At 70.4% G+C, this 23,791-nt stretch carries 20 protein-coding genes; 12 read left to right on the top strand and 8 right to left on the bottom strand.

Translation table 11 applies throughout. From position 1 onward, the window contains the following. Position 1 precedes the first annotated feature (1 nt). Both ACT4N7_RS12950 and ACT4N7_RS12955 read right to left on the bottom strand, forming a co-directional pair. Positions 2 to 682 carry a hypothetical protein gene (locus tag ACT4N7_RS12950; RefSeq protein WP_444828912.1) on the bottom strand — a complete coding sequence of 227 codons (681 nt, stop codon included), beginning with the start codon at positions 680 to 682 and terminating at the stop codon, positions 2 to 4. A gap of 43 nt (positions 683 to 725) precedes the next feature. Next, a complete protein-coding gene (locus ACT4N7_RS12955; RefSeq protein WP_444828913.1) occupies positions 726 to 2,060 on the bottom strand; it encodes a hypothetical protein in 1,335 nt (444 codons plus the stop codon). A gap of 627 nt (positions 2,061 to 2,687) precedes the next feature. Between ACT4N7_RS12955 and sbnA (ACT4N7_RS12960) the strand changes: the two genes are divergently transcribed. Then, positions 2,688 to 3,674 (top strand): 2,3-diaminopropionate biosynthesis protein SbnA, encoded by a 987-nt coding sequence (gene sbnA, locus ACT4N7_RS12960; protein ID WP_444828914.1) that lies wholly within the window; start codon positions 2,688 to 2,690, stop codon positions 3,672 to 3,674. Between the two features lie 25 nt (positions 3,675 to 3,699). Here the strand turns inward: sbnA (ACT4N7_RS12960) and ACT4N7_RS12965 are convergent, their stop codons facing one another. The 6 genes from ACT4N7_RS12965 to ACT4N7_RS12990 form a co-directional block, all read right to left on the bottom strand. Continuing rightward, positions 3,700 to 4,968 carry an MFS transporter gene (locus tag ACT4N7_RS12965; protein ID WP_444828915.1) on the bottom strand — a complete coding sequence of 423 codons (1,269 nt, stop codon included), beginning with the start codon at positions 4,966 to 4,968 and terminating at the stop codon, positions 3,700 to 3,702. Between the two features lie 5 nt (positions 4,969 to 4,973). Beyond that, a complete protein-coding gene (locus ACT4N7_RS12970; RefSeq protein ID WP_444828916.1) occupies positions 4,974 to 5,840 on the bottom strand; it encodes an ATP-grasp domain-containing protein in 867 nt (288 codons plus the stop codon). Between the two features lie 14 nt (positions 5,841 to 5,854). Beyond that, the gene (locus ACT4N7_RS12975) at positions 5,855 to 6,928 is read right to left on the bottom strand and encodes an iron-containing redox enzyme family protein (protein ID WP_444828917.1); all 1,074 of its coding nucleotides are present in this window, start codon (positions 6,926 to 6,928) and stop codon (positions 5,855 to 5,857) included. Between the two features lie 35 nt (positions 6,929 to 6,963). Next, entirely contained in the window at positions 6,964 to 7,986 is a 1,023-nt protein-coding gene (sbnB, locus tag ACT4N7_RS12980; RefSeq protein WP_444828918.1) for a 2,3-diaminopropionate biosynthesis protein SbnB, read from the bottom strand. Then, complete coding sequence (sbnA, locus tag ACT4N7_RS12985) at positions 7,979 to 8,983, bottom strand: 2,3-diaminopropionate biosynthesis protein SbnA (protein WP_444828919.1); 1,005 nt, start codon at positions 8,981 to 8,983, stop codon at positions 7,979 to 7,981. Before sbnA (ACT4N7_RS12985) ends, sbnB begins: the two co-directional genes overlap by 8 nt. An 86-nt stretch (positions 8,984 to 9,069) precedes the next feature. Further along, positions 9,070 to 10,287: an ATP-grasp domain-containing protein gene (locus ACT4N7_RS12990; RefSeq protein ID WP_444828920.1), complete on the bottom strand. Its 1,218-nt coding sequence runs from the start codon at positions 10,285 to 10,287 to the stop codon at positions 9,070 to 9,072. Between the two features lie 476 nt (positions 10,288 to 10,763). Here ACT4N7_RS12990 and ACT4N7_RS12995 point away from each other — a divergent pair, with 476 nt between their 5' ends. From ACT4N7_RS12995 to ACT4N7_RS13045, 11 genes are all read left to right on the top strand, one after another. Next, on the top strand, positions 10,764 to 11,759 hold the full coding sequence (locus ACT4N7_RS12995) for a hypothetical protein (protein ID WP_444828921.1): 996 nt from the start codon (positions 10,764 to 10,766) through the stop codon (positions 11,757 to 11,759). Continuing rightward, entirely contained in the window at positions 11,756 to 12,247 is a 492-nt protein-coding gene (locus ACT4N7_RS13000; protein WP_444828922.1) for a hypothetical protein, read from the top strand. The genes ACT4N7_RS12995 and ACT4N7_RS13000 overlap by 4 nt, the downstream gene beginning before the upstream one ends. Further along, complete coding sequence (locus tag ACT4N7_RS13005; RefSeq protein WP_444828923.1) at positions 12,235 to 13,659, top strand: MFS transporter; 1,425 nt, start codon at positions 12,235 to 12,237, stop codon at positions 13,657 to 13,659. Before ACT4N7_RS13000 ends, ACT4N7_RS13005 begins: the two co-directional genes overlap by 13 nt. Positions 13,660 to 13,760: 101 nt before the next feature. After that, a complete protein-coding gene (locus tag ACT4N7_RS13010; protein WP_444828924.1) occupies positions 13,761 to 15,005 on the top strand; it encodes a GNAT family N-acetyltransferase in 1,245 nt (414 codons plus the stop codon). Beyond that, entirely contained in the window at positions 15,002 to 15,700 is a 699-nt protein-coding gene (locus ACT4N7_RS13015) for a CTP synthase C-terminal region-related (seleno)protein (protein ID WP_444828925.1), read from the top strand. The genes ACT4N7_RS13010 and ACT4N7_RS13015 overlap by 4 nt, the downstream gene beginning before the upstream one ends. Before the next feature lie 6 nt (positions 15,701 to 15,706). After that, on the top strand, positions 15,707 to 17,173 hold the full coding sequence (locus tag ACT4N7_RS13020) for an FAD-dependent oxidoreductase (protein WP_444828926.1): 1,467 nt from the start codon (positions 15,707 to 15,709) through the stop codon (positions 17,171 to 17,173). Positions 17,174 to 17,192: 19 nt separating this feature from the next. Continuing rightward, the gene (gene aroA, locus ACT4N7_RS13025; protein ID WP_444828927.1) at positions 17,193 to 18,521 is read left to right on the top strand and encodes a 3-phosphoshikimate 1-carboxyvinyltransferase; all 1,329 of its coding nucleotides are present in this window, start codon (positions 17,193 to 17,195) and stop codon (positions 18,519 to 18,521) included. Then, on the top strand, positions 18,518 to 19,987 hold the full coding sequence (gene gpmI / locus ACT4N7_RS13030) for a 2,3-bisphosphoglycerate-independent phosphoglycerate mutase (protein WP_444828928.1): 1,470 nt from the start codon (positions 18,518 to 18,520) through the stop codon (positions 19,985 to 19,987). The genes aroA and gpmI overlap by 4 nt, the downstream gene beginning before the upstream one ends. Positions 19,988 to 20,020: 33 nt before the next feature. Continuing rightward, on the top strand, positions 20,021 to 21,064 hold the full coding sequence (locus ACT4N7_RS13035; RefSeq protein ID WP_444828929.1) for a saccharopine dehydrogenase: 1,044 nt from the start codon (positions 20,021 to 20,023) through the stop codon (positions 21,062 to 21,064). Beyond that, positions 21,057 to 22,190 carry a saccharopine dehydrogenase family protein gene (locus ACT4N7_RS13040; RefSeq protein WP_444828930.1) on the top strand — a complete coding sequence of 378 codons (1,134 nt, stop codon included), beginning with the start codon at positions 21,057 to 21,059 and terminating at the stop codon, positions 22,188 to 22,190. Before ACT4N7_RS13035 ends, ACT4N7_RS13040 begins: the two co-directional genes overlap by 8 nt. Before the next feature lie 201 nt (positions 22,191 to 22,391). Then, positions 22,392 to 23,594: an OmpA family protein gene (locus tag ACT4N7_RS13045; RefSeq protein ID WP_444828931.1), complete on the top strand. Its 1,203-nt coding sequence runs from the start codon at positions 22,392 to 22,394 to the stop codon at positions 23,592 to 23,594. The last annotated feature ends 197 nt before the right edge of the window (positions 23,595 to 23,791 follow it).

The raw sequence follows: 23,791 nt of genomic DNA on the forward strand, positions 1-23,791 counted from the left end.
GCTAGAGGACTTCCAGCTTGTTCAACCGGTCCACGAGTTCCTCGAACTCCGCGGCCTTCATGACCTTGCGCACGCGGCGGTCCTGCCTCTCCTTGTCCGCGCCGTAGCGCCACCAAAGCCTGCCGGTCTCGCGCTCGGTGATGAGCGAGCGGTCCTTTTCGGACGGTCCACGGAGGAACAGCGAGACGGTGTCCGGCGTGGTGAAGGTCGTGTGGACCTCGGTGTGGTGCAGGGAGTAGGTGCTGCCCGCGGTCTGGAAGGTGTCGAACCTCGGCACGGCGCGCGCGTTCTGCAGCATCGCCTCGACGTCCTCCTGGACGTGCCACGGGATCGACTCGTCCAGGTCGCCGACAAGGTCGTGTCGGGTGTGGCGGTAGCGGCCGGTGATGATGCGGCTGGTGAAGGAGAACCGGTGGTCGTGCGGCCGGTCGCGGTGCTCGCGGGTGGAGATGTGGATGCGCAGCCGGAAGCCGCGCGGGCCGCCGTCGTAGACGACGATCTTGTCGAGCAGGCGGTGCCGCTCGCACATGGCCATCAGCGACGGCTCCTCGCGGACCCGGTCGACCAGCAGTTGCAGCGTGGCCTTGTCCTCCGCCAACTCCTGCAGCAGATCCCTGGTGGTCTGGTGCACCTTGGTCAGGTCGGACCAGTCCACGTCGAGCTTGTCGAGTACGTCAATCACCGGTGCTGCTCCACTTCGTTGCGGCTTCGGGCGGGCCTGCCGGTCATTCGGACCACCGCGGGGCCACCGCGGCGTCGGCGGGGCCGGAGAGGACCGCGACCCGGCTCTGCTGGTCGGCGCCGCCGACGAAGCAGCCGGACCGGGCGGGGTTGAGCCAGGGGTCGCGGTCGAGGCCGAGTGTTGCCTGAGCGGTGAACGAGATGAGGTCCCACAGAATGTGTTCTGGCACGCCTGCCGAGCGGGCGTTGGCGATCTGCCGGTCGATGGGCTGCGAGCCTGCCGCGACGATGCCGCCCTTCTGGTACCACAGCGAGTTCTCCTCGCCCCGGCTCAGGTCCTGCCCACCGAGCCGGGCCGCGTCGCAGCGGTCCGTCATCAGCATGATGTTGCGGCTGCCGACGACCTCGACGGCCCTGGCGGCGATGGCCAGGTCGACGTGCTCGCCGTCGAAGTTGATACAGGAGGCCACTTTCCCGTCGTGGCACAGCCGCATGATCGCCGCGGCCACCGGGCCGACCTGCTGATGCAGGTCGGCGAGGTTCCACGACGGCAGGTCGTACGCGGCGATGAGCGCGTCTCGCTCGGCGCGGGCCCTGCGGGTGCGGAAGGCGTGCCTGAACGGCAGCGGCATGTCGTTGAACAGGTGGTCGGTGACCACGCGCACGCCGGGAATCGGGCTCTCGGCCGCCCATGCCTGGTCGACCAGTTCGTAGGTGAGCTCGGCGGCGCGAGCGGCGTCGGCCTTGGTGTAGTGCCCCAGCGCGGGCCGCACACCGGCCTCGACCAGTGTTCGCACGATCCACCGCAGGTCGGGGTGGGCCGGGGTCAGCCGGTCGTAGAGGTCGGAGTCCGGGGTGAGGCCGTCGGGCGAGACCACGACGTAGACCAGACCGAGGCTGCCGCAGCCCGCGAGCTTCTCCCACTCGTGGCGCGTCGGCGGCCAGACCGTCGACGCGGGCGTGCCGCCGTGGCTGGCCAGCAGCGGGCCTTCGAGGGCGATGCCCGGGATGTAGGGCAGCAGGCCCCGCGCACGCAGCTCGTGGAACCGGCGCATGAACGCGACGAAGTCGTCGAGACGGTCGTGGCGCAGGTACAGGGTCGGCACGCAGGCCACGCCTTCGGCGGCCGAGGTCGAGTTCAACGCGATCAGGTCGAGCGTGGCGAAGTCGGAGAAATCCACCTGGCCGATGCTGTGACAGTGCATTTCGACCGGCAGACCCTCGACGAAGTACGCCGCATCCGGGCCCAGCGCGCCGCGGTCGGCGGGCGCGGGCGCGCCGCCCGCGACCACCCTGCCGTTCTCCAGTGACACGTGCTCGCTGCGCAGGCCCGCGGCGCTCAGCACCAAATCGGCCGCCAGCGCCGATCCGCCTGGCATCTTCGATTCCATCACTGGTTTGCCTTCACCCCGTTTTCCTCGCGCGCGGAAGCGTCCAGGCATGGACGTCTCGACATAGGTGATCGTGGCGTCGGCGACCATTGGTCAGCCCGTCCGCCAAGGATTTCGACGCCCCCGAAATACGTCCCCCATCGACCGGACGCGATCCCTGTCGAACAGGGATCGCGCCTCGAACGAGGCTACCGGACCGGAACTTGGCGACGCAACTGGTTTCACCAAGCCGCTGCCACGTTTACGCCGTTCGGCGCACGTTAACCCGTCGAGGATCACCCGTTGCGCTCCCGCCGCAACGAGACGTTCCACCGTTGCCATCAACGGATGCGCCCGTTCAGGTCAACCGATCGCCAACCATTGCTATGCACTGTGATCTGACTCGCAGTTGCGGTGGACCGGGGTGTCTGTTTGCCGCGACGTGTAGCGTCGAAGGGTGCGAATGCGCGCACGGAGTTCTCGCGCACGGAGTTCTGTCGATCGGTCGGACACAGGCACTGGGGCCGACGGCGTCCATCGGCCACTCGGGCAAGGCCCGCGTATTTCAGCGTGGAATGGGTTTTCCCTTCCGGCACCCCGGCGCTTGGCTCTCCGGGAAAGGAGTAGAACGGTTCCGTGATAGCGCACTACGTGCAGGACGTCGTGATCGACAACGCGTTCTTGCGAGTGGACTGGCTGGTTCCCGGCCGCGAGTTCGCACTCAAGGTGGAAGGGCTCAACCCGGCCGGGTCGATCAAGCTCAAGACCGCCATCAGCCTGCTCGACGACGCGGAGCTGAGCGGTCTGCTCCGCGCGGGCGGCGCTGTCGTCGAGTCGTCTTCGGGAAACCTGGGTATCGCGCTCAGCGTGGTCTGTGCCGAGCGCGGCTACTCGTTCACCTGCGTCACCGACCCGAACACGCCGCCACGCAGTGAGGCGTTCATGCGGGCGGTGGGCGCGAAGGTCGCGCGGGTTTGTCGACGCGACGCCAATGGCGGCTACCTCGGCACTCGGATCGAGTACATCAAGGACTGCCTCGCCATCGACCCGGACCTCGTGTGGCTCAACCAGTACGCCAACCCGGCCAACGCGCGAGCGCACACCGACAGCACGGCGAAGTCGCTGCTCGACGAACTCGGCGCGGTCGACTACCTGTTCGTCGGCGCGGGCACCACCGGAACGCTCATGGGCTGTGTCGACCACGTTGCCCGACATTCCCCCAACACCACCGTGATCGCCGTCGACACCGTCGGCTCGGTGACCTTCGGCTTCGCCCCGGGGCCGCGCCGGATTCCCGGCATCGGCACCAGCAGGCGCCCTGAGCTGCTCGACGCGGCGCGGGTGCCCAGGGTGGAACTGGTCGACGAGGCCGACGCGGTGCGCATGTGCCGCGCTCTCGCGCGCCGCGGGCTGGTCGTCGGCGGGTCGACCGGCTCGGTGGTCACCGCGGTGCTGCGCTGCGCACCCGAGTTCGGCGAAGGCGCGCGCATCGCGGCCATCTCGCCCGATCTCGGCGACCGCTACCTGGACACGGTCTACGACGACGAGTGGGTCCGCACGACGTTCGGCGCGGGCACCCTGGAACCCCTGGAACTGCCCAACCACGCGCTGAGCCTGGGATGAGCGTCGGGGGCCCGGGATCGCGGGCTCACCTGTCGACCCGATCCAGGCTCGGGACCAACTGCGAGTGGTGATCCCGGGTACCCACGGCCAGGACCAGACCCAGCAGCACCACGATCGCGAGCCCGCACAGCAGGGCGAACACCGAGAACCCCAATGCTGCCAGCACTAGGCCTGCCGCGCCGCTGGCCAGCGCCCCGGCCAACCCCATGGTCAGATCGCACGCGCCCTGCGAAGCGGGCCGCCGCTCCGGCTCCACGCTGTCGGTGACCAGTGTCGACCCAGCGATCAGCGAAGCGGACCAGCCGAGGCCCAGCAGCCCCAGCGACAGCGTGACCGCGGCCACGTCATGCGGAAACGCCGCCGCGACAAGGCAGGCAGCGACCAGCATCGCCATGCCGCAGCCGATCACCGGCTTGCGACCCAGCCGGTCGGTTGCCCAGCCCGCCAGCGGGGAGAGCGCGTACATGCCCGCCAGGTGCACCGACACCACGACGCCAATCACGCCGAGGTCCGTGCCGCCGTGCGCGCCGTGGTCCAGGTGGACCGGCGTCATCGACATCAGCGCGATCATGCCGAAGTGGCCGATCGCCACCCCCGCGAGCCCGAAGCGGGCGGCGGGGACCGACGCGATGTGGCGCAGCGCGGCCAGTGTCCCGCCGCGCCGCACCTGCGCGGCGCCCTGGCTACGGGCCAGCGTCAGCGGGTCCGGCCGGAGCAGGACGAAGACGACCAGTGCCGCGAGGGCGAACGCGCCGCCCGACACGGCGAACGCGCCGGTCATGGTCGGCAGTCCCATGCCGCGGAAGCCGCCGTCGGCCGCCGCGGCGATCACCGGACCGGCGACGGCGCCCACTGTCGTCGCCCAGACGACCGTCGACAGGGACCGGCCCCGGCGCTCGGCCGTGGCCAGGTCGACCGCGGCGAAGCGCGCCTGCAGGTTGGCCGTCGTCCCGCCGCCGAACAGGAACATGCCGGGGAACAGCCAGCCGACCCACGACGTCACCGCCGCCGCGGCCAGCAGCGCCGCGCCCGCCGCCCCGGTCAGGTACGCGGCGACGAGCCCGGCGCGGCGCCCGTGCCGCTGCATGAGCCGCGACACGGGCACCGCGGTAAGCGCGGTGCCGAGCACCATGGTGCTGCCCGCCAGACCCGACGCCACCTGCCCCGTGAGCCGGGCGGCGAACAGCACCCCGACCGCGATGCCGATCCCCACCCCGAGGCCGCCGACGAGCTGGCTGAGGAACAGCACCGCGATGGTGCGGCGCTGGGTGCGTTCGAGTCCGGTCTCGCCCATGGCCCCTACCGCTCGATCAGGTCGATGACCGCGTCCGCGAAGGCGTCCGCGACCGCGGTGGAGTGCCGCAGGTAGAGCGCGGGCTCGATCAGCTCCAATTCGAGCACGAGCAGGCCGTAGTCGACACTGTCGATGATGTCGATCCGCGCGTACAGCGGCTTCGGGGTGATCCAGTCATAGACCTTGCCGGCCAGCGCGATCTCGCTCTCGCTGGGCGTCAGGGGCGCGCCGACGTGCGCCTCCTCAAGCGTCGTGTGGATGCCGGACGGCCTGCGAACGCTGTGCGTCTGCCGCGGGCCGAGCCAGATCACCGAGGTCTCGCCGGTGGTCTCGAAGTCGTAGAGGTAGGGCTGCACCAGAGCGTCGCCGTCGCGCAGCAGGTCCTCGGCGTGCGCCTGGCCCTCGGCGAGGTTGTCGCCGGTCACCTTGAGGGTGCGGTGCGCCGATGCCGAGATCGCGGGCTTGACCACGATGTCGGTCCACGAGTTCCGCGCGCGGATGGTCGCGATGTCGACCGACTCGTCGCGGCTGAGCCAGTGCGTCGGGATGATGTCGAAGCCTGCCTCCGCCACGCCGCGCAGGTACGACTTGTGCGCGTTCCACTTGATGATCTCCGGCGCGTTGTGCACCGTCGTCTTCGACTCGATGTCGGCCAGCCACGCCAGGAACTCCGCCGGGCGCAGGTGGTAGTCGAACACCGAGCGGATGACGGTCACCGGCGCGGCGGCCCAGTCGACGGTCGGGTCGTCCCAGACCGCGACCTCGACGTCGATGCCCTTGCGCCGCAGCGCGTGCAGCAACTCCTGGTCGTCTGGAGCCAACTCTGGCAGGTGGGCGCAGGTGACCAGCCTGACCGCGGGGGATGTGCTCATGTCCGGGTTTCCCTTCACTTCAGACCACGCAGGTAGTCGACCATGCAATCGAACTGGCGCTTGCCCGCCGACGCCGCGAGATGCGCGCCGTAGACGACTTTCTCGATCTCTCTGGGGCTCAGCGCGGGCCGCTGGTCGCGCAGTCCTTCAGCGAGTTCCTTGCTGTGCCGCGGGTCGATCTTGACGTGCGCGGCGAAATAGATCCGAATGTCGTCATCCAGGATGCCCAGCCGGTCCATACCCGCCAGGACGCTGACGAAGTGCGGCGCGACCCAGCTCTCGAATACCAGGAAACAGCCGTATGCCTCCAGCTTGCGCGCGGGCCGGGTGAGCAGCGCGGCGTTGGTGTTGGAGGTGAACCTGGCGAACCACGGGTGGTCGTGGCGGTACTCGTAGAGCTCGTCCCAGCCATCGGTCGCCTGTAACAGCCTGCGCAGCCAGTGGGTGTGGAAGTTCTCCAGCCTGCCGCGGCCGCACTCGTCCCACAGGTTCGCCGCGGCGACGTTCTTCTGCGCGCCCTGCAGCCCGACGACCAGCAGCGCGACTTCGTCGTCGACGACCTCGTTGCGGATCAGGTCCGCCTGCAGGAAGCGGTGCATCTGGCGCTCGTCGGCCTCGTCACGCAGGAACGCGAACAGCGGGTGGTCCACACCGGGGTTGGTGTCGGCCAGTTCCGCCAGGTAGGCGCCCGCGGCGGCCTGGTCGGCGAACCGCGGCGCGGGCTCCGGGGTCATCCAGTGGTCGAAGAGCTCCCGCTCCAGCTTGATCCGCGTGGTCAGCATCGCGGTCTCCAGCGCGTCGTCGACCTCACGGGTGCAGGGCGCGTCGCGGTAGCCGAAGCTGTAGGCGTACAGCTCGGCCAGGTGCCCGTGCAGAAACTTGCCGTGGGTTACCGGATCCGCGCGGGACGCGGCGACCATTGCGTCCTGCTCGTCCGGCGCCGCCCACAGCAGCGCGTAGAGCTCGTCATCGAACTTCTCGAACGGCGGCACCGGGGGCCAGTAGCGGTCGAGAAGCCCTGTTGGGTCCGAAGTCGACACCAGGGTGGAGCGCTCCTGCTGGTGGACCGCGATGTCAGGTGTGCTCATGGTGGATCTCTCCGATTGATCTCTCCGATTGGTGGTCAACGGGTGAGTGCGGACCAGCGCTGGGTTTCGCCGAAGAAGCCGGGGACTTCGACGGTGCGCCCCTCGGCGACCGCGGTCCGGTAGACGTGCATGCCGACGGCGAGGTCGAGCACGCCGAGGCCGAACGGCGAGAAGATCCGCGGCTTGTCGGCGCCCAGTTCGAACTCCCCGGCCAGCAACTGCGGCAGCGTGCCGTCGATGAAGTCGCGACTGCCGTACCGCTGCTCTGCCAGATGTGGCGAGGTGTTGGCCTTCAGGCAGTGTTCGACGTCGTCCACCACGTTGTGCGCGTTGAGGATGATCTCCGGGCCGAGGTCTCGCAAGGAGATGTTGAGGACGGTCTGGCCGGGGGCGAACGTGTCGGCCGCGGTGATGTACGGCTCGCCTGCCGTCGTGGCGAACACGACGATGTCGGCGCCGTCGATGGCGGCGGCGAGGCTGTCGACGCGGCGCGCGCGCTGTCCGACGGCCGACTGGAGGTGTGCGCCAAGCGCGTCGGCGTAGTCGGGGTTGCGGTCGTGGATGACGAACTCACCGACCGACCACTGGTGCGCCAGAAAGAACTCCGCGACGTTGCGGGCGATGACCCCGGCGCCGATCACGGCGATCCGACCCGCGGTGGTGCTGCCGGTGATCGCCGACGCGCCGAGCACGGCCGAAGCCGCGGTACGGGCCGCGGAGATCTGGGCGGCCTCCAGGCAGGCGAACGGGTATCCGGTGGCGTAGTCGTTGAGCAGCAGGACGGCCGACGCACGCGGTATGTTGCGGTCGATGTTGGCCGGGAAGCTGGAGATCCACTTGATTCCTGAGACCTCGTCGTCGCCGTCGAGGTGCGCGGGGAGCGCGATGATGCGCGCGTCGGGTTTGGCTGGGAACCGCAGGAAGTAGCTGTCCGGGTTGACTGTTCGCCCGGCCCCGTGCGTGCGGTACGCCTTGCGGACCGCGTCGATTATCTCCGGTCGCGAGCGCGCGATGACGTCCTGCGCGACCGTGCCGCTGACGACGCTGAAATCAAACATCGATTCGACCTCTTGTTGTGGTTTCCCGGACTGGTGGAATGCGGAAGTCGCGCTCGGACAGGTCGACACCGAACTTCGCGGCGACCCACGAGTCGCTGTAGACGGTTTCGAGGTAGCCGTCGCCCAGGTCGGGGGCAAGTGCGACCACCCGTGCCCCGGCTGGGAACTCGGGCCCGATGCGCCGCACCGCGGCGACGACCGACCCGGTCGAGCCGCCCGCGACGAGCCCACGGGTGCGCGCCAGCCAGCGGCACTCAAGGATCGCGTCGAGCTCGTCGACGTGGACGACACGGTGCAGCCGGTCGAACCGCGCGGGATCCGCCAGCTCGGGCCGCCTGCTGGTGCCCAACCCCGGCACGAACCGCGGGCCTGCCGGTGTACCGAAGGTGACCGAACCACTGGTGTCGACGGCGACGACCTTGGTGTCCGGCGAGCGATCGGCGACATGGTCGAGACAGCCCATCAGCGTGCCCGTGGTGCCCGCGCCGACGACCAGGTAATCGAGGTCGCCGAACTCGTCGAAGATGGACTTCGCCGTCCTGGCGGCATGCACCCGCGCGTTGGCCGGGTTGGCGTACTGGTTGAGCCACACCAGGTCCGGCTCGACGGCGAGGCGACCCTTGATGTGGTCGATGCGGCTGCCGAGGAACCCGCCGTTGGCGTCGCGGTGCTCGACGACCGCGATGTTGGCGCCGGTCGCCCGGATGAGCGCAAGACTCCGGGGCAGCGCGTTCGGGTCGGTGACCAGGGTGAAGGTGTAGCCGCGCTCGGCGCACGCCATGCCGAGTGCGACGCCGAGGTTGCCGGAGGAGGACTCGATCACATGCCCGCCCGACCGCAGCCGCCCGTCGCGCTCGGCGGCGTCGAGCAGGCCGACGGCGGTCTTGAGTTTGACCGAGCCGGCAGGGTTGAGTCCTTCGAGTTTGAGGAGGAACTCGCAGTCGGCGACCACACCGTCGAGTCGGAGGAAGACGTCGTCCACCACGAGCCCCTGCACAGAGCCTGCTAACAAAGTGGCCCAATCCTTTGATCATGCGCGCGCGACAGCCTGGCGCGAGGCCAAGCGGCGTGCGCGAGTCTGGATCAGTGGTAGGTGATGCGGACAGTGTCGTCGAGCTGCCGGTGGAACGACTCGGCGTCGGCGTAGTCGGGGTGGTTCGACAGGATGAATCCCGGGTATCCGCTGTACTCGGGGTACGGGCGGACCACGTCACCGGGGCCCATCATCCGTACCACCCGGTCGACCCTGGCATCGTCGTCGAGCCCGTCCAGCCCGACGATGTCGGCGATCGTGCCCGAGCCGCCCACCTGGACGAAGTACATGGCCGCGACCCCGGTGGCAGCCACCGGTTCGGCCCAGCTCGACGGCCGCAGGCCCATGGCGATGCGGTAGGTCTCCGCGCCGAAGTCGACCCCGGTCACCCCGGCCACGATGTGGTGCGACGCGCCGGAGGCACCGACCCTGGCGCCCATCTCCAGCAGGTGGGGGGCGCCTTGGTGGATGCGCAGCTCCGCGTGGGTCGGGCCGTCGGTCACGCCGAACGCGGCGTGCGCCCCGACGATCTGGTCGTGGATGGCCCGTTCGAGCTCGTCGGACAGCGGCGCGGGCGCGCGGTAGATGGTCTCCTCGAAGTACGGGCCCATCGGCGTGCCCTTGTAGCCGATCGTGTGGACGCGCGTTTCCCCTTGGTAGGTAAGAGATTCGACGCAATACTCGGGGCCGTCCATGAACTCTTCGACGATCAGGCCCTCGAACGCGGCCGTGCCCGCGCCGAAGCGCAGGTGGCGCACGCAGACGTCCCACACCTGTCGCACCGTGGCTTCGAGGTCGGCCGCGGACTCGGCCTTGGCCACGCCGAGGCTGGTGAACCCGCCCGCGGGCTTGACCACGACAGGGAACCGCAGCGTGGCGGCTTCCTGCCACTGGTCAGGGCCCGCGATGGCCAGGAACGGCGGGGTGTTGAGCCCCGCGTCCCGCAGGCGTTCGCGCATGATTCGCTTGTCCCGCACGGCGAGCGCCGCCGCCGCGGAGAGGGCGGGTAGGCCCAGTGCCCGCGCGGCGGACGCCGCGAAGTGCACCGCGCCGTCGCTACCGGCCACCACGCCGTCGATCGGCCGCCGAGAGTGCACCTCGCGCAGCGCGGCCACGGCGGAGTCGGTCTCGGTGATGTCGAGCGAAAGGACTTCGACGACCCCGGCGGGCACTTCGTCGGGCAGCCGCTCGTCGGCCGCCGGAGTGGTTTTCGTGACCAGGACGAGTTCGACGCCCGCGCGCCGCGCGGCCTCGAACATCCATGGCATGGACGGTCGCTGGTACACCAACGCGACCGTGGGAATTCGACGCACCGTATTGCCCCCCTGAACAAACCCCCGCGCATTCCGTCGCAAGGCTGCCGCATAAACCGTACACGGCACTCCGGGCGCCCGTTCAGAGAGTTAACATGTGATCTAAATCACTGATTAATACCCGCCAAACGGTGGTGCCGGTACGGCCTAACGGACTTGCGGGGAACGCGGAGAACCTGGCAGGCTTGACCGGGTTGTAGCAGCTGATCTTCCTGGGCGGCAAGGGTTGAGAACGGACTCCAATCCGGGGTGCGGCGAGACTCACCGCGGGGCGGTAACTCGCATTAGGCTAATCGTTACGGTGGCGGAGTATGATCCCCGTCACATCTAATTCGACCACTCCGGGCGGACTCGTCGGCCGACGTAGGATCAATCGTTGAATCCAACCGGGGGAATCAGCTCAGCGTGTGTCGACAATGGAGGAACTGCGCATGTCTGTTGCCGCTCGCGCGCGCGAGCACAAGGATCACAATTGTGCGACCGCGCTCAGCAGGGTCGGCGTGACGCTGGACGGCCTGCGCACGGCAGGCGGCAGCGTGCTCGAAAACGGCGTCGGATACATCGTGGGCTCACTGGCCCAAGGTTTCGGCAACGGCGGCAGCGACATCGACATCCACCTGCTGTCGCCGGACATCGATGCCCCGACGCCGCCGTTCCTCTTCTTCGTCAACGGCGTCACCGTGGACGTGGAGCACTACCCGGCACAGTTGCCCGCCACCGTGTTCGCCAAGCTCACCGGCCCCATCGTCGATGTGGCCAGCGGCAGGCTCGCCGCCGACGTGGTGCTCAAGCACGGGGAAGCCGCCTGGCTCACCCGGTGGTCGACCGCACTGCCGATGGACGAGGACAGTCCGCCGATGTTCGACGTCGGGCAGCACGAGGTCGTGCTGGCCCACCTGGTCCGCCGCGCGCTGAGCACGGTGCTGTCCAACTGGGCCATGGCCGAGGCCGTGACGAGGTCGGCGCACGACGCGGCGCACCTCTGGTCGGTGTGCGGCCGGGCCGTGCTCAATCTGGCCTGCGCGACGCGCGGCTACCCGCCGATCGGACAGAAGTGGCTGCCCGCAAGGGCAGTCAAGGCCGGAGTCCCGGCCGAACTGCGCGCCGCCACCGCGGCCTGCGCGAACGGAGCCGACGTCGAGAGCATGCTGGCGACCCTCGGCATGGCGGGTTTCGACCCGTTCGCGGTGACCAGGGTCGAGCGCGCCGACGACCTGCAACCCGTGCGGATCGGCTCGCAGAAGTTCGCGCTCACCGCGCGCGGCAGGCTTGAGTCCACGGCACCGGTCGAGGGCACGTGTGCGGAGGTGATCGCCGAACACGGCGCCGACCACCTGGTCACGCTGCTCAGCGCCAGCCTGTCCCGAATCCTGGTCGACGAGAAGGCCGTCGCCGCGACCCTGACCGAGAACCAGGTGACCCGATGACTGTCTCGCACGACGCGCAGTGGTTGGCCACCCGGGTCGCCCCGGCCGCCTGGGTCTACATCTACGAGGTGCAGAGCTGTGTCGCGGACCTCGACGCCGCCATCGCCGACGAGGACTGGATGACCTGCGTCGAGTCCGCGGCCGAGACGATCAACGCCATCCTGTACTGCCGCCTGGTCCTGGAGGGTTTCACCGGGCGCTGCACGCCCGAGGAGCTGACGCTGTACGCGACAGTGACGGACACTCCCGACACCAGGCGCATGCGCGCGGTGCCGCCGAGTATCACCGCGGGTAGGCACGACGCGCTCGCGGCGGCCGAGTCGGCACGGCAGTCCGCAGGCGAACTCGAAGCCGACCTGCCCATCCACCTGCCGATCATCCGTACGCCGCAGGGGTTCTTTCCCAGCGTTCGCGTCGCGGGCGACATCGAGCGCCTGCGCGAGAACCTCGGTCTGCCGCCGATCGACTGGATGTCGTGGCGGCTGTGATGGCCGGTCCCGACCAGAAGTCCGTCGACGGAGTCACCCTCACCCCAGGGCAAGCGACGCGCCTGACGATCACCCTGGTGCTGACCGTCGTCGTTGCGTCGTTCGAGAAGACCGCGACGCAGACGCTCGTCGCCGCGGCGCTCGACGAGATCGGCGGCCGGTCGTTCTACGCCCTCGTGTTCGGCGCGTCGGTGCTGGCCGAGCTCGTGGCCGTGGTCCTTGGCGCGTGGTACGTCAACCGGCTCGGCCCGGTCAAGGTCTTCGTCGCCGGGGCGCTGTTGCACGGGTGCGGTCTGATCATCTGCGGCAGCGCTCCGTGGTTCGGCTGGTTCCTGGCCGGGCGGACCGTGCAGGGCATCGGTACCGGACTGGTCTGGGTCACGGTGTACGTCCTCATCGGATACTGCTTCCGCGACAGCGGCCGGGGCCGCGTCTTCGGCTTCATCTCGATGGGGTGGGCCATTCCCGGCACGCTGGGCCCGCTGGTCGCGGGCGTGGTCACCGAGCAGGCCACCTGGCGGCTGGTGCTGCTTCCCGTGCCCGCACTCGAACTGCTGGCGCTGGGGGTGGTCTGGTCGGTGCTCAAGCACGTCGACGGCCACGGGTACGCGGGTGCGTCGGGAACGCGGCTGCGGCATCGGCTGCTGCCCGCGGTCCTGCTGTCAGCAGGCATCCTGGCGGTGCTCTACGCCCGCCAGCTCCCGCCCCGCATCGCGTGGCCGGTGCTCGCGGTCGCCGTCGTGGTGGTTCTCGTCGCCTGCAGGCCGCTGTTTCCGCGCGGCGCGTTCCGCTTCGCGGCCGGATTGCCCACCGCGGTGCTGATGCGCGGACTCGTCGCCGCCCCGTGGGTGGCCGTGGGGTTCCTCATCCCGCTGAGCCTGGTGGAGGGCCGTGGTTTCTCGATGTCAGGCGCGGGACTGGTGCTGTCCTGCGGCATCATCGGCTACGCCGTCGGCGGGCTGGCCTTCAGCAGGCCGTGGACGGCCACGCTCGACCGGCCGTCGCTCGTGCTGGGCGGCCAGCTCCTGCAAGCCGCGGGTCTTGCCATGACGGCGTTCGGGCTCGCCCCAGCCAACGCCGTCGCCTTCGCGTACGTGGGCTGGGCAGTCACGGGCCTCGGCGCGAACCTGGCCAACACCGCCATCAACGTCACCGTGCTCGACTTGTCGGCGGGTGTCTCGCGCAGCGAGTCCGCGTCCGCGATGGCGATCGCCGAATCCGCCGCGGTCGCCGTGGTCACGGCGGTCGCGGGCCTGGCCCTGGCAGGCGTCGGCTCGGCCGGGGCGGGCGTCGCCCCACTGTCGCAGATGGTGCTCTACGGCTGCGCCGCGGCACTGGCCGTGCTGAGCCCGCTGACCCGGCGGCTGCGGCCGGAACCAACGCGGCAGCCGGTCACCGCCGCCACCACTTGATCACCTGCTCCACGGAGCAACACCCGCACTAGCTGCTCGGCATGGTCGAGAGCCACACCAGCATGGGCGCGCCCCGCACGCGCAAAGATCGGAGATCGGACATGACCGCTGGAACCGACCAGACAACCCAGGTCACCGCCGGGGTCGACCTGCCTGCCATGAGCTGGGAGGAGGAGCTGCACGCCCTGCCGGACCTGTGGCCCTACCTCGGCCCGGCCTGGCTGCGCGCCACCGCCCACGCACTGCCCGACGCGCGACCATGGCACACGGTCGCCACCCGTGACGGCGAACTTTCGGCCTATATAGCGGGATTCTGGTTCGACTCGCCGCAGGCGGTCGACTTCGACCCGCGCGCCTACCTCGGCTGGCAGCCGCCCAGCGGCGACACGGCGTGCTGCGACACCGGCGCCTCGCCGGAGGGCATCGACCCGACGTCGGTCGTCGACGGGATGGGCGCCTCGACGTTCTTTCCCGCCCTGATCCTGGGGTCCCCGCTCGGCTTCCGCACTGAGGCCGCGGGCGACCCGGAACTGGTGGCGCGCATGGTCGACGAACTCGTCAAGACCGCGCTGGACAACGGTGCCCGCAGCATCGTCGCGCCGTGGATCCCGAGCCGGGACGGGAATCAGCCGCTCATCGACGCGCTCGTCGGGCACGGTGGCCACGAGGTGTTCTGGGGGCAGGAGTACCACATGCCGCTCACCGCGCAGACCTATGCCGATCACGTCGAGGCACTGCCGTCGCGGGCCCGCGTGACGGTCAACCGCGACCACCGCAACTTCGCCGAGTCCGGGTTCGAGATCAAGCGGCTCGACGGTGAGGCCGCGCGCCCACACCTGCGCCGCGTCGCCGAGTTGACCTGCTACAACCGCAGCAAGTACGACGGCCACGAGCGTCCCGAGCACGTCGAGGCGATCCTGCTGGGCATGTTGGCGGCCAAGGCCGACCTGCGCTGCTACGCCGCGTTCCAGGGCGACACCCTGGTCGGCTCCTGCGTCGCGGTGCGCAAGGGCGACCGCCTGGTGCTCAAGTGGTCCGGGTTCGACTACGAGCTGTTGGGCAGGCGCAGCGGCCTGTACTTCCCGCTGATCATCACGCGGCCGGTCCAGGACGCCTACGCCGAAGGTCTGCGGCACGCGGAGTTCGGGCCGGGGTCCGAGCAGGTCAAGCGACGCCGGGGCTGCGTGGCCCGCGGCATCAGCTCGGTCGTCATCCTCGCTGAGCAGCAGGGACAGGTGGTCGCGCTGCTCGACGCGCTCGGCAGCGCCCGACGTGCCGCGCTGCGACTGGAACCCGTTGCCGCCGGCGAGACCGCGTGCTGCGCGGCTGAGGGGGACACGGCGTGACCGTCCGCATCGTGGTGCTCGGCGACCGCGAGCGCCAGGCCAAGGCGCATCCCCGAATCGACGCCATCAGCCCGGTGCTGCCCGCGAAGGTCGAGTGGCTGCCCACAGCGGAGCTGCGGTCACTGGACCAGCTCGACGACGTCAGCGGGATCTGGGTCGCGCCGGGTTCGCCGTACGCCAACCGGGACGGCGTCCTCGCCGCGATCGGCCACGCCAGGCGCGGCGGCATCCCGTTTCTGGGCACGTGCGGTGGGTTCCAGCACGCGCTGGTCGAGTATGCCCGCCACGTCGTGGGGATGGGCGACGCGGAGGATGTGCAGTACGTCCCCGACGCGACCACGCCGCTGATCACGCCCCTGGAGTGCTCGCTGCTGGGGGAGAAGTCCTGGCTGCGGCTGGTCGAGGGCAGCCGGATCGCCGCGGTGTTCGGCGGCGCCTCGCGGGTCGCCGAGACCTACCACTGCCGATACGGGCTGAACCCCGAGTTCCTGTCCGCGATCTCGACCGGCCCACTGGCGGTGACCGCCTGGGACGACGAGGGCGCGCCGCGCGCTGTCGAGCTCACCGGCCACCCGTTCTTCGTCGGCACCCTGTTCCAGCCGGAGCTGTCGTCCACGCCCGACGCCGTCCACCCGCTGATCCACGCGTTCGTCGACGCCGCCACCCGCCACCGGGTGCGCGTCGGCGTGGGATGAGGAGCCATGGAATCGCTGCCCGTGATCGTGATCGGCGCGGGGCCGGTCGGTCTCGCCGCCGCGGCGCAGCTCGCTGAGCGGGGGCTGCCGTTCCAGGTGTTCGAGGCAGGCGACGGCCCCGGCCACTCGGTGGGGCAGTGGGCGCACGTGCGGCTGTTCAGTCCGTGGCGCTACAACGTCGACGCGACTGCCCGACGCCTGCTGGTGGCGCGGGGCTGGCAGGCGCCGGACGACGACGCGCTGCCGACTGGCGCGGCTCTTGTCGCGGACTACCTGCGGCCGTTGGCCGCGTGCCCGTCGATCAGCCCGCACATCCACTACGGCTCGCCAGTCACCGCCGTCGCCCGACTCGGCGTGGACCGGGTGCGCTCGGCGGGGCGGTCCGCGGCCCCGTTCGTCGTTCGGCTCGCAGACGGCGCCGAGTGGCTGGGCCGCGCGGTCATCGACGCCTCGGGCACGTGGACCGTGCCCAACCCGCTCGGTGCCACCGGGCTTCCCGCGCACGGCGAGGCCGCCGCCGCGTCGTGGATCGAGCACGCGCTGCCCGACGTCCTCGGGGCCGACCGCGACAGGTTCGCCGACCGGCACACCATTGTCGTCGGATCGGGTCACTCGGCCGCCACGACCGTCCTCGCCCTCGCGGAACTGGCCGCGGCGGCACCGGACACGCAGGTCACATGGGCGATCCGCGGCACGACCGACCGCGCCTACGGCGGCGGTGCCGACGACGCGCTGCCTGCCCGCGGCGCCATCGGCGCCGGGCTGCACCTCCTGGTCGACCGCGGCGCGATCGACCTGGTGACCGACTTCGCGGTGACCGAGTTGCGCGCGGTCGCCGACCCGGAGCCCGACGAGGAGCCGGTCGAGCTCGTCGGCCGCGGCAGCGACGGCGACCACTTCGTCATCCCGGCGGACCGGATCGTGCGGGCCACCGGCTACCGCCCGGACCTCGGCTTCCTGAGCGAACTTCGGCTCGACAACGACCCGATCCTGCAGGCGCCGCGGGTGTTGGCCCCGCTGATCGATCCGAACCACCACGCGTGCGGCACCGTCCGCCCGCACGGGCACGCCGAGCTGAGCCACCCGGAGCCCGACTTCTTCGCCGTGGGGATCAAGAGCTACGGCCGGGCACCGACCTTTCTGCTGGCGACCGGCTACGAACAGGTCCGGTCCGTCGTCGCCGCGCTCGCGGGCGACTGGGATGCCGCGAGGCGAGTCGAACTCGACCTGCCCGAGACCGGCGTGTGCACCGCCACCCTCGGCGCGAAAGTGCTCGCCGACGAACTCGGCGTCGACCCGGACCTGCCCGCCAGGCTGACCGAGGCCACCCAACGTCAACTGCTCACCACCCCCGACCTCACCGAAGCCGTGCTGGCGGCGGCCCGCGAGCTGGGGCTCCCGCCCGACATCGCGCAGCGGGCAGCCGGGTTCGCCCGCGCGCAGTTCGGCGCGGCCACCGACTCTTGCTGCTGACCGACTGGAGGATCCCCCTGTGATCAGGAACGACCACGCCGACGAGCGGCTGCGTGCCGAGACCGTGACCATCCGAACGCTGGACACCGTCGACCGCGTCATCAGCGTCGCGGGCTCGAAGAGCTACACCAACCGGTATATCGCCATGGCGTCGCTGTGCGGCAAGCGCATGGAGATCGAGAACGCCCTGCTGTCCGACGACACCACGTACTTCACCCGGGCGATCGAGGCGTTCGGCCACGTGCGCACGGAGATCGACACCACCGCGAATCGGATCACCGTCACGCCGACCGGCCAGCCGATGCGCGCGCCGTCGAACGAGGTGTTCGTCGGCGGCGCGGGGACGCCGCTGCGGTTCCTGCTCTCGATGGCGGGCCACGCCCCGGGCACGACGGTGATCACCGGCAACAGCCGGATGCGGGAGCGGCCGATGGGCGACCTGGTCGACGCGCTGCCCGCGCTCGGCGTACCCGCGGTTTCCCTGCGCGGCAACGGGTCGCCGCCGATCAGCGTGAGCGGCGGCGGCTTCCGCGGCGGCCGAACGAAGATCAGCGGCGCGACCAGCAGCCAGTTCACCTCCAGCCTGCTGATCAACGCGGTGGCCGCCGAGGTCGGCGTCGAAGTCGAGCTCACCGACGAATTGATCTCCAAGCCCTATGTGGACATGACCGTGGCCGCCATGGCAGCCCAGGGCGTCACCGTCGACCGCGACGGATACCGCCGCTTCCGCGTCGCCGCGGGCCAGTCTTATGCGGGCGGCTTGGTACTGGTCGAGCCGGATGCGTCGGGCATGTCCTACTTCCTTTGCGCCGCAGCGGTTCTCGGCGGCAGTGTGACCATACCCGGGATCAGCGGGGGATCGGTGCAGGGCGACATCGGACTGGTGGACGTCCTGGTGCGCATGGGATGCACAGCCCGATGGGAGGACGACTCGGTCACCCTCACCGGCGGCGACCTGCGCGGCATCGACGTCGACATGGACGCCATGCCGGACGTGGTGCCCAGCCTCGCCATCGTCGCGGCGTTCGCGACCGGGACCACCCGCATCCGTGACATCGCGAGCTTGCGGGTCAAGGAGTGCGACCGGATCGCCGCTGTCGCCACCGAACTCGGCAAGATGGCGATCGAGGTCGAGGAGTGCCCCGACGCGCTGATCATCCACGGCGGCACGCCCAAGCCCGCGCTGATCAGCACCTACGACGACCACCGCATCGCGATGTCGTTCGCCATCGCGGGACTGCGCGTCGATGGCGTCGTCATCGAGGACCCTGGCTGCGTGGCGAAGTCCTTCCCCGCGTTCTGGCAGACCCTGGACGGGTTGTTCGAGGACGGCCGGAGCACGAGGTGAGCAACGGCATCCTGCTGGTGCTCGACGGCTGGGGCACGGCCCCGCCCGGGCCGGGCAACATGATCGCCGAGGCGTCGACGCCGGTCCTCGACGAACTGGCCGCCGACTACCCGCCGTGCTTGCTCGCCGCGTCGGGCGAGGCAGTCGGGTTGCTCCCGCACACCGTGGGCAACTCGGAGATCGGCCACCTCGTCATCGGCGCGGGCCGACCGCTGCCGTATGAGAGTGTCCGTGTGCAGCAGTACCTGGATTCCGGCGAGATCGGCCGGGACCCCGCGTTCGCGCGGTTCTGCGCGGGCACGGCCCGACTGCACCTGGTCGGCCTCTGCTCCGACGGCCAGATCCACGCCGACATCGGTCATCTGGGCAAGGTGATCGAGGCCGCCGCCGCGCACGGCCTGCGCGACATCCAGGTTCACGCGATCACCGACGGTCGAGACGTCCCGGACCACACAGCCGCACTCCATCTCAAGCAGGTGACGAAGTTCCTGGGCGGGTTCGGCCGGGTGGCCACGGTGTCCGGCCGTGGGTACGCCATGGACAAGAGCGGCGACGCGGCCCTGACCGACCGCGTGGTCCGCGCCATCGCCGATGGTCACGGCCCGGTGGCGGTGTCGGCGGAACGTGCGGTGGCGGCACCCGCCGATGGCGACGTCTGGATCCCGCCGACGGTCATCGGGGGCCCGGTCCCGCTGGGCGACGGCGACCGCGTGCTGTTCACCCACTTCCGCAGCGACCGCATCCAACAACTCGCCGACAGCCTCGTCCGGCACACGGCAGACCGCTCCGTCGAGTGGGCCGCACTCGCGCCCTACGACACCGCCGCGCCGATCCCCGCGCTGATTTCGCGTGTCGACGCCTCGGGGGGACTCGCCGACGAGTTGGAGACCCTCGGCCTTCGCTCGGTCCGCATCGCCGAGGCGGAGAAGTTCGAGCACGTCACCTTCTACCTCAACGGCCGCAACTCCCGTCGGCGCGCCGTCGAGGACCACGTCCGCATCGGCGATGGCGCACAGCGCGACTACCGCGTCGAACCTGAGATGTCCCTCGACGCGGTCGTCGCCGAGGTCACCACCGCGGCCGCCCGCGACGATGTCGCCCTGGTAGTGGCGAACCTCGCCAACATCGACGTCGTCGGCCACACGGCCCACGCCGCCGCTACCCGCCGCGCCGTCGAACACACCGACGCCGCGGTGGGCCGGATTCTCGACGCGGCAAGAGAAACGGGTCGGTGGCTGATGCTCGTGGGCGACCACGGCAACGGCGAGCAGATGCTCCGAGACGACAAGATCCCGTACGGTGGGCACACCACCAACCCGGTGCCCCTGATCGTCGTAGGCTCCGTCGGGCTGCCGCCCCATGGCACGCTCGCCGACGTGGCTCCGACCATCCTGCGACTGCTGGGTCATGCGCCCGGGTCAGCCATGACAGGCAGGGCTCTCGGCGAGGTGGGCCCGCCGAGGTGACGGTGGCTTTACCGTCGACGAGAGGAAGCACCCATGGCGGACAGACCGCGGTTGTGGATGCGGCACGAGGTGCGATCCACCGAGCGCCGTGCCCCGATCGTGCCCGGGGACGCGAAGCTGCTGCTGGCCGCGGGAATCCCGGTGACGGTCGAGGAATCCCCGCAGCGGGTGTTCCCGATCGCCGAGTACGCGGCGGCGGGCTGCGCGGTCGCGCCAGCCGAGAGCTGGGTCGACGCGCCGCTCGATGCGTATGTGTTGGGGCTCAAGGAGTTGCCCGACGCGCCCGCCGAGCTGCGGCACCGGCATGTCTACTTCGGACACGCCTACAAGGGCCAGGCGGGCGCGGCCGAACTGCTCGACCGGTTCACCGCGGGCGGCGGCGCGCTGCTCGACCTGGAGTACCTGACCGACGAGTCCGGGCGCAGGCTGGCCGCGTTCGGCTACTGGGCGGGCTATGTCGGCGCCGCACTGGCCGTGCTGCACCTGCGCGGCACGCTGGATCCGCCGCTGCGCCCGCAAACCCGCGCCGAACTGGACGACGCGCTGCGCTCGGGCGATGCCGAGGCGACGGCGCTGGTCGTCGGCGCGCTCGGCCGGTCCGGCCGCGGTGCCCGCGACGCGCTCGCCGTGGCCGGAATAACGCCGACCGCTTGGGACATCGAGGAAACCGCGAAGCTGGACAAGCCCGCGCTGCTCGCCCACGACATCCTGGTCAACGCCGTGCTCACCACCAAGCCGGTGCCGCCGTTCGTCACCGAGTCCGATTTGGACGATCCCGCCCGGCGGCTGCGCGTGCTGTCCGACGTCACCTGCGATGTGACCTCCGACTGCAACGTGCTGCCGGTGTACGACCGGATCACCGACTGGGCCGAGCCCGCGCGCAGGCTGCGCGGCGGCGAGCGGCCGGTCGACGTGATCGCGATCGACAACCTGCCCTCGCTGCTGCCGCGCGAGGCGAGCGTGGCGTTCTCCGCCGACGTGCTGCCGCTGCTGCGCACGCTCGACGCGGACACCGGCCCGTGGCACCGCGCGCTCGACCTTTTCGACACCGCCGCGCGGGGGCGCCACCATGTCTGACCGGGTACCGGCGAGCGGAACCGTGCACTGGGTGGGCACCGGCCTGTCGACCGGCGGCGGCGTGCGCGTGCTGGCCGACCTGGCGACGGTCGTGCTGTGGGGCCGGTCGGCGGACAAGGCCGCGGCCTGCGTCGACCGACTCGGGCTGACCGGCCGGGTGCGGGCGCGCGCGTGGGCCGATCTGGAGGCCACGGTCGCGGCGGGCGACGTGGTGGTGTCGATGCTGCCCGCAGCCGAGCACGGGCGGCTGCTGCGGCTGTGCCTCGACCGCGGCGCGCACTTCGCGAACACCAGCTACGTGTCCGACGAGATCGCCGAACTGGCCGACGCCGCGCGCGCGGCGGGCGTCGTGGCGCTCACCGAGGCCGGGCTCGACCCGGGCATCGACCATCTCCTCGCCCACGACCTCGTCGCGCGGGCGCGTGCCGCGGTCGGCGAGCAGCCCGCGACGGCCACGTTCACCTCCTACTGCGGCGGCATTCCGGCCGTGCCCAACGACTTCCGCTACCGGTTCAGCTGGGCGCCGCGCGGGGTGTTGACCGCGCTGCTCTCGCCCGCCCGCTTCATCGAGGGCGGCGTGGAGAAGGTCGCCGAGCGACCGTGGGAGGCCACCGGCCCGCACTCGCTGGGCGGCGAGAAGTTCGAGGTGTACCCGAACCGGGACAGCGTGCCTTTCATCGCGCAGTACGGCTTGCCCACGTCCTGGACGCTCGACACCTTCGTCCGCGGCACCCTGCGCCTCGCCGGCTGGCGCGAGGCGTGGACCCCGGTGTTCACCGAACTGCGCCGGGGCGACGCCGACCGGATCACCGCGCTGGCCGCCGAACTCGCCGCGAAGTACCCGACCACCGACGCCGACCGCGACCGCGTGGTGTTGGCCGTGGCACTGGCGGTCCGGGGCGCCGACGACACCACCTGGTCCGCCGAGTACGTCCTCGACCTCATCGGCGACGACACCGACAGCGCCATGGCCCGGCTGGTGTCCACCCCGCTCGCCGCGGGCATCGCCGAGATCCTTTCCGGCCGCACTCCCGCCGGGCTGCACCGGGCCGCCGAAGACCCCGAGGCGGCCCGCCGCTGGCTGGAGTTCTTGCGGGACAAGGGAATCACCGCCGACCTCCGGTAGCCGGAGCCGACACTCGACCAGGACCGCCCGCTGATCCAACCAGGATCGCAGGGCGACCCCAGGCACGCACCCTCGACCTTGTCTTCGGCGTCACGCGCATCGTGGCTGGCGTGGTCGCTGTCGTCGGCGTCGCTATGTCATACATAGCGATACTGTCGACATGTTAGGCTCCTAACTGTCGCCGATGACGGGAGTTCGAGCATGTTCGGCATCAATACGAAACAGCGGCGAGCAGCCGCCGCGGTCGCCGCGGTCCTGGCGCTCGGCGCTGCGTGCGCCAACCCGACGGCCGGACCGACGCCCACGGTCTCCTCGTCCGACGGGGATCGCATCGTGGCCGTGGCCAGCGCCACCGCCAACGAGTTCCGCCCGTCCTTCACCCCCACTGCGTGGCACGAGCTGAACACCGCGGCGCAGAGTAGGAACGTCTCCAACGGCAGCACCGGCAAAAGCAGCGTCGCCGTGATCAACACCGCGGACGGCAAGTCCCAGTTCACGGTGTCGCTCACGCCGCGCCGGGCGGACGGCCGGGTCGAACACGGCCATCAGCGCACCAAGCTGATCGACGAGAACCTGCGTCGACTGGCCGAGCGGCTGTCCACGACGGCCGCGAACCGACCGGGCCTCGATCTGCTCGACGGGATCGACAACGCCATCCGCGGCAACCACCCCGGGCTGCTGCTCGTGATCAGCAGCGGACTCAGCACCAACGGCGGTTTCGACCTCCGCAAGGTCGGCTGGGACGCCGACCCGGCGACCGTCGCCCAGCAGTTGGCAGGGGCTGGGCTACTGCCCGACCTACGCGGCTGGCGCGTCCTGTTCACCGGCATCGGATCGACGGCAGGCGACCAGCCCGCGCTGCCGCTGCCGCTGCGCACCAAGCTGGTCGACTACTGGATGGCGATCTGCACGGCAGCCGGCGCACTGCCCTGCGCGATCGACGACACCCGCGTCCCGCCCGTCCCGTCGCTGGCGACGGTCGAAACACCGATCGTTCCGGTCAAGGGCGTGTCGTCCGTCGAGGGGCCGAACAACACCGTGACCGCCGTGTTGTCCAACTCGATGCTTGGCTTCGACGGCGACTCGGCGGAGCTGTCGCCCATCGCCGTCGACCTGTTGCGCCAACTCGCCGAGCGGATCAACGTCAAGACCGCAGGCGCCGAGACGGCCGTGGTGACCGTCAACGGGTACGCGGCCGACCCCCCGAACTCGACCCCCGAAGGCCGCAGACAGCTCGCGCAGGATCGCGCCGACGCCACCGCGCGGGAGCTTGCCGCCAACGGCGTCACCGCTCGAATAGACCCGCACGGTGTCGGCACACCGCCGGGCGCAACGGCGATACGCGGCGGCGTCTTCGACGAAACCCTCGCCGAGGGTATGCGTCGAGTCGAAATCACCTACTAACTAACCAACTCCGAGGAGCGTGTCCGGTGACTACCACTCAACCCCCCACCCGCACCCCCCCCCATGGCGACGACCCTTACAACGGCCCTGGAGCCGGGTCGCTCAAGCTGATCCGCGCGCGGAAGCACCAGTTGCAGTAAGTAGCAGGGAGAATCCTGGAACCCCCGGTGAAAAGCCCCCGGGGGAAGCCATTAACC

Source organism: Actinokineospora sp. (genome assembly GCF_052390155.1).
GTDB lineage: Bacteria > Actinomycetota > Actinomycetes > Mycobacteriales > Pseudonocardiaceae > Actinokineospora.

Excerpts from the sequence above, each read along its gene's own strand:
- ACT4N7_RS12955 (WP_444828913.1), bottom strand. The coding sequence starts at position 2,060 with ATGCCAGGCGGATCGGCGCTGGCGGCCGATTTGGTGCTGAGCGCCGCG.
- ACT4N7_RS12965 (WP_444828915.1), bottom strand. The coding sequence starts at position 4,968 with ATGGGCGAGACCGGACTCGAACGCACCCAGCGCCGCACCATCGCGGTG.
- ACT4N7_RS12970 (WP_444828916.1), bottom strand. The coding sequence starts at position 5,840 with ATGAGCACATCCCCCGCGGTCAGGCTGGTCACCTGCGCCCACCTGCCA.
- ACT4N7_RS12975 (WP_444828917.1), bottom strand. The coding sequence starts at position 6,928 with ATGAGCACACCTGACATCGCGGTCCACCAGCAGGAGCGCTCCACCCTG.
- sbnB (WP_444828918.1), bottom strand. The coding sequence starts at position 7,986 with ATGTTTGATTTCAGCGTCGTCAGCGGCACGGTCGCGCAGGACGTCATC.
- ACT4N7_RS12990 (WP_444828920.1), bottom strand. The coding sequence starts at position 10,287 with ATGCCATGGATGTTCGAGGCCGCGCGGCGCGCGGGCGTCGAACTCGTC.
- ACT4N7_RS12995 (WP_444828921.1), top strand. The coding sequence starts at position 10,764 with ATGTCTGTTGCCGCTCGCGCGCGCGAGCACAAGGATCACAATTGTGCG.
- ACT4N7_RS13000 (WP_444828922.1), top strand. The coding sequence starts at position 11,756 with ATGACTGTCTCGCACGACGCGCAGTGGTTGGCCACCCGGGTCGCCCCG.
- ACT4N7_RS13010 (WP_444828924.1), top strand. The coding sequence starts at position 13,761 with ATGACCGCTGGAACCGACCAGACAACCCAGGTCACCGCCGGGGTCGAC.
- ACT4N7_RS13020 (WP_444828926.1), top strand. The coding sequence starts at position 15,707 with ATGGAATCGCTGCCCGTGATCGTGATCGGCGCGGGGCCGGTCGGTCTC.
- ACT4N7_RS13035 (WP_444828929.1), top strand. The coding sequence starts at position 20,021 with ATGGCGGACAGACCGCGGTTGTGGATGCGGCACGAGGTGCGATCCACC.
- ACT4N7_RS13040 (WP_444828930.1), top strand. The coding sequence starts at position 21,057 with ATGTCTGACCGGGTACCGGCGAGCGGAACCGTGCACTGGGTGGGCACC.
- ACT4N7_RS13045 (WP_444828931.1), top strand. The coding sequence starts at position 22,392 with ATGTTCGGCATCAATACGAAACAGCGGCGAGCAGCCGCCGCGGTCGCC.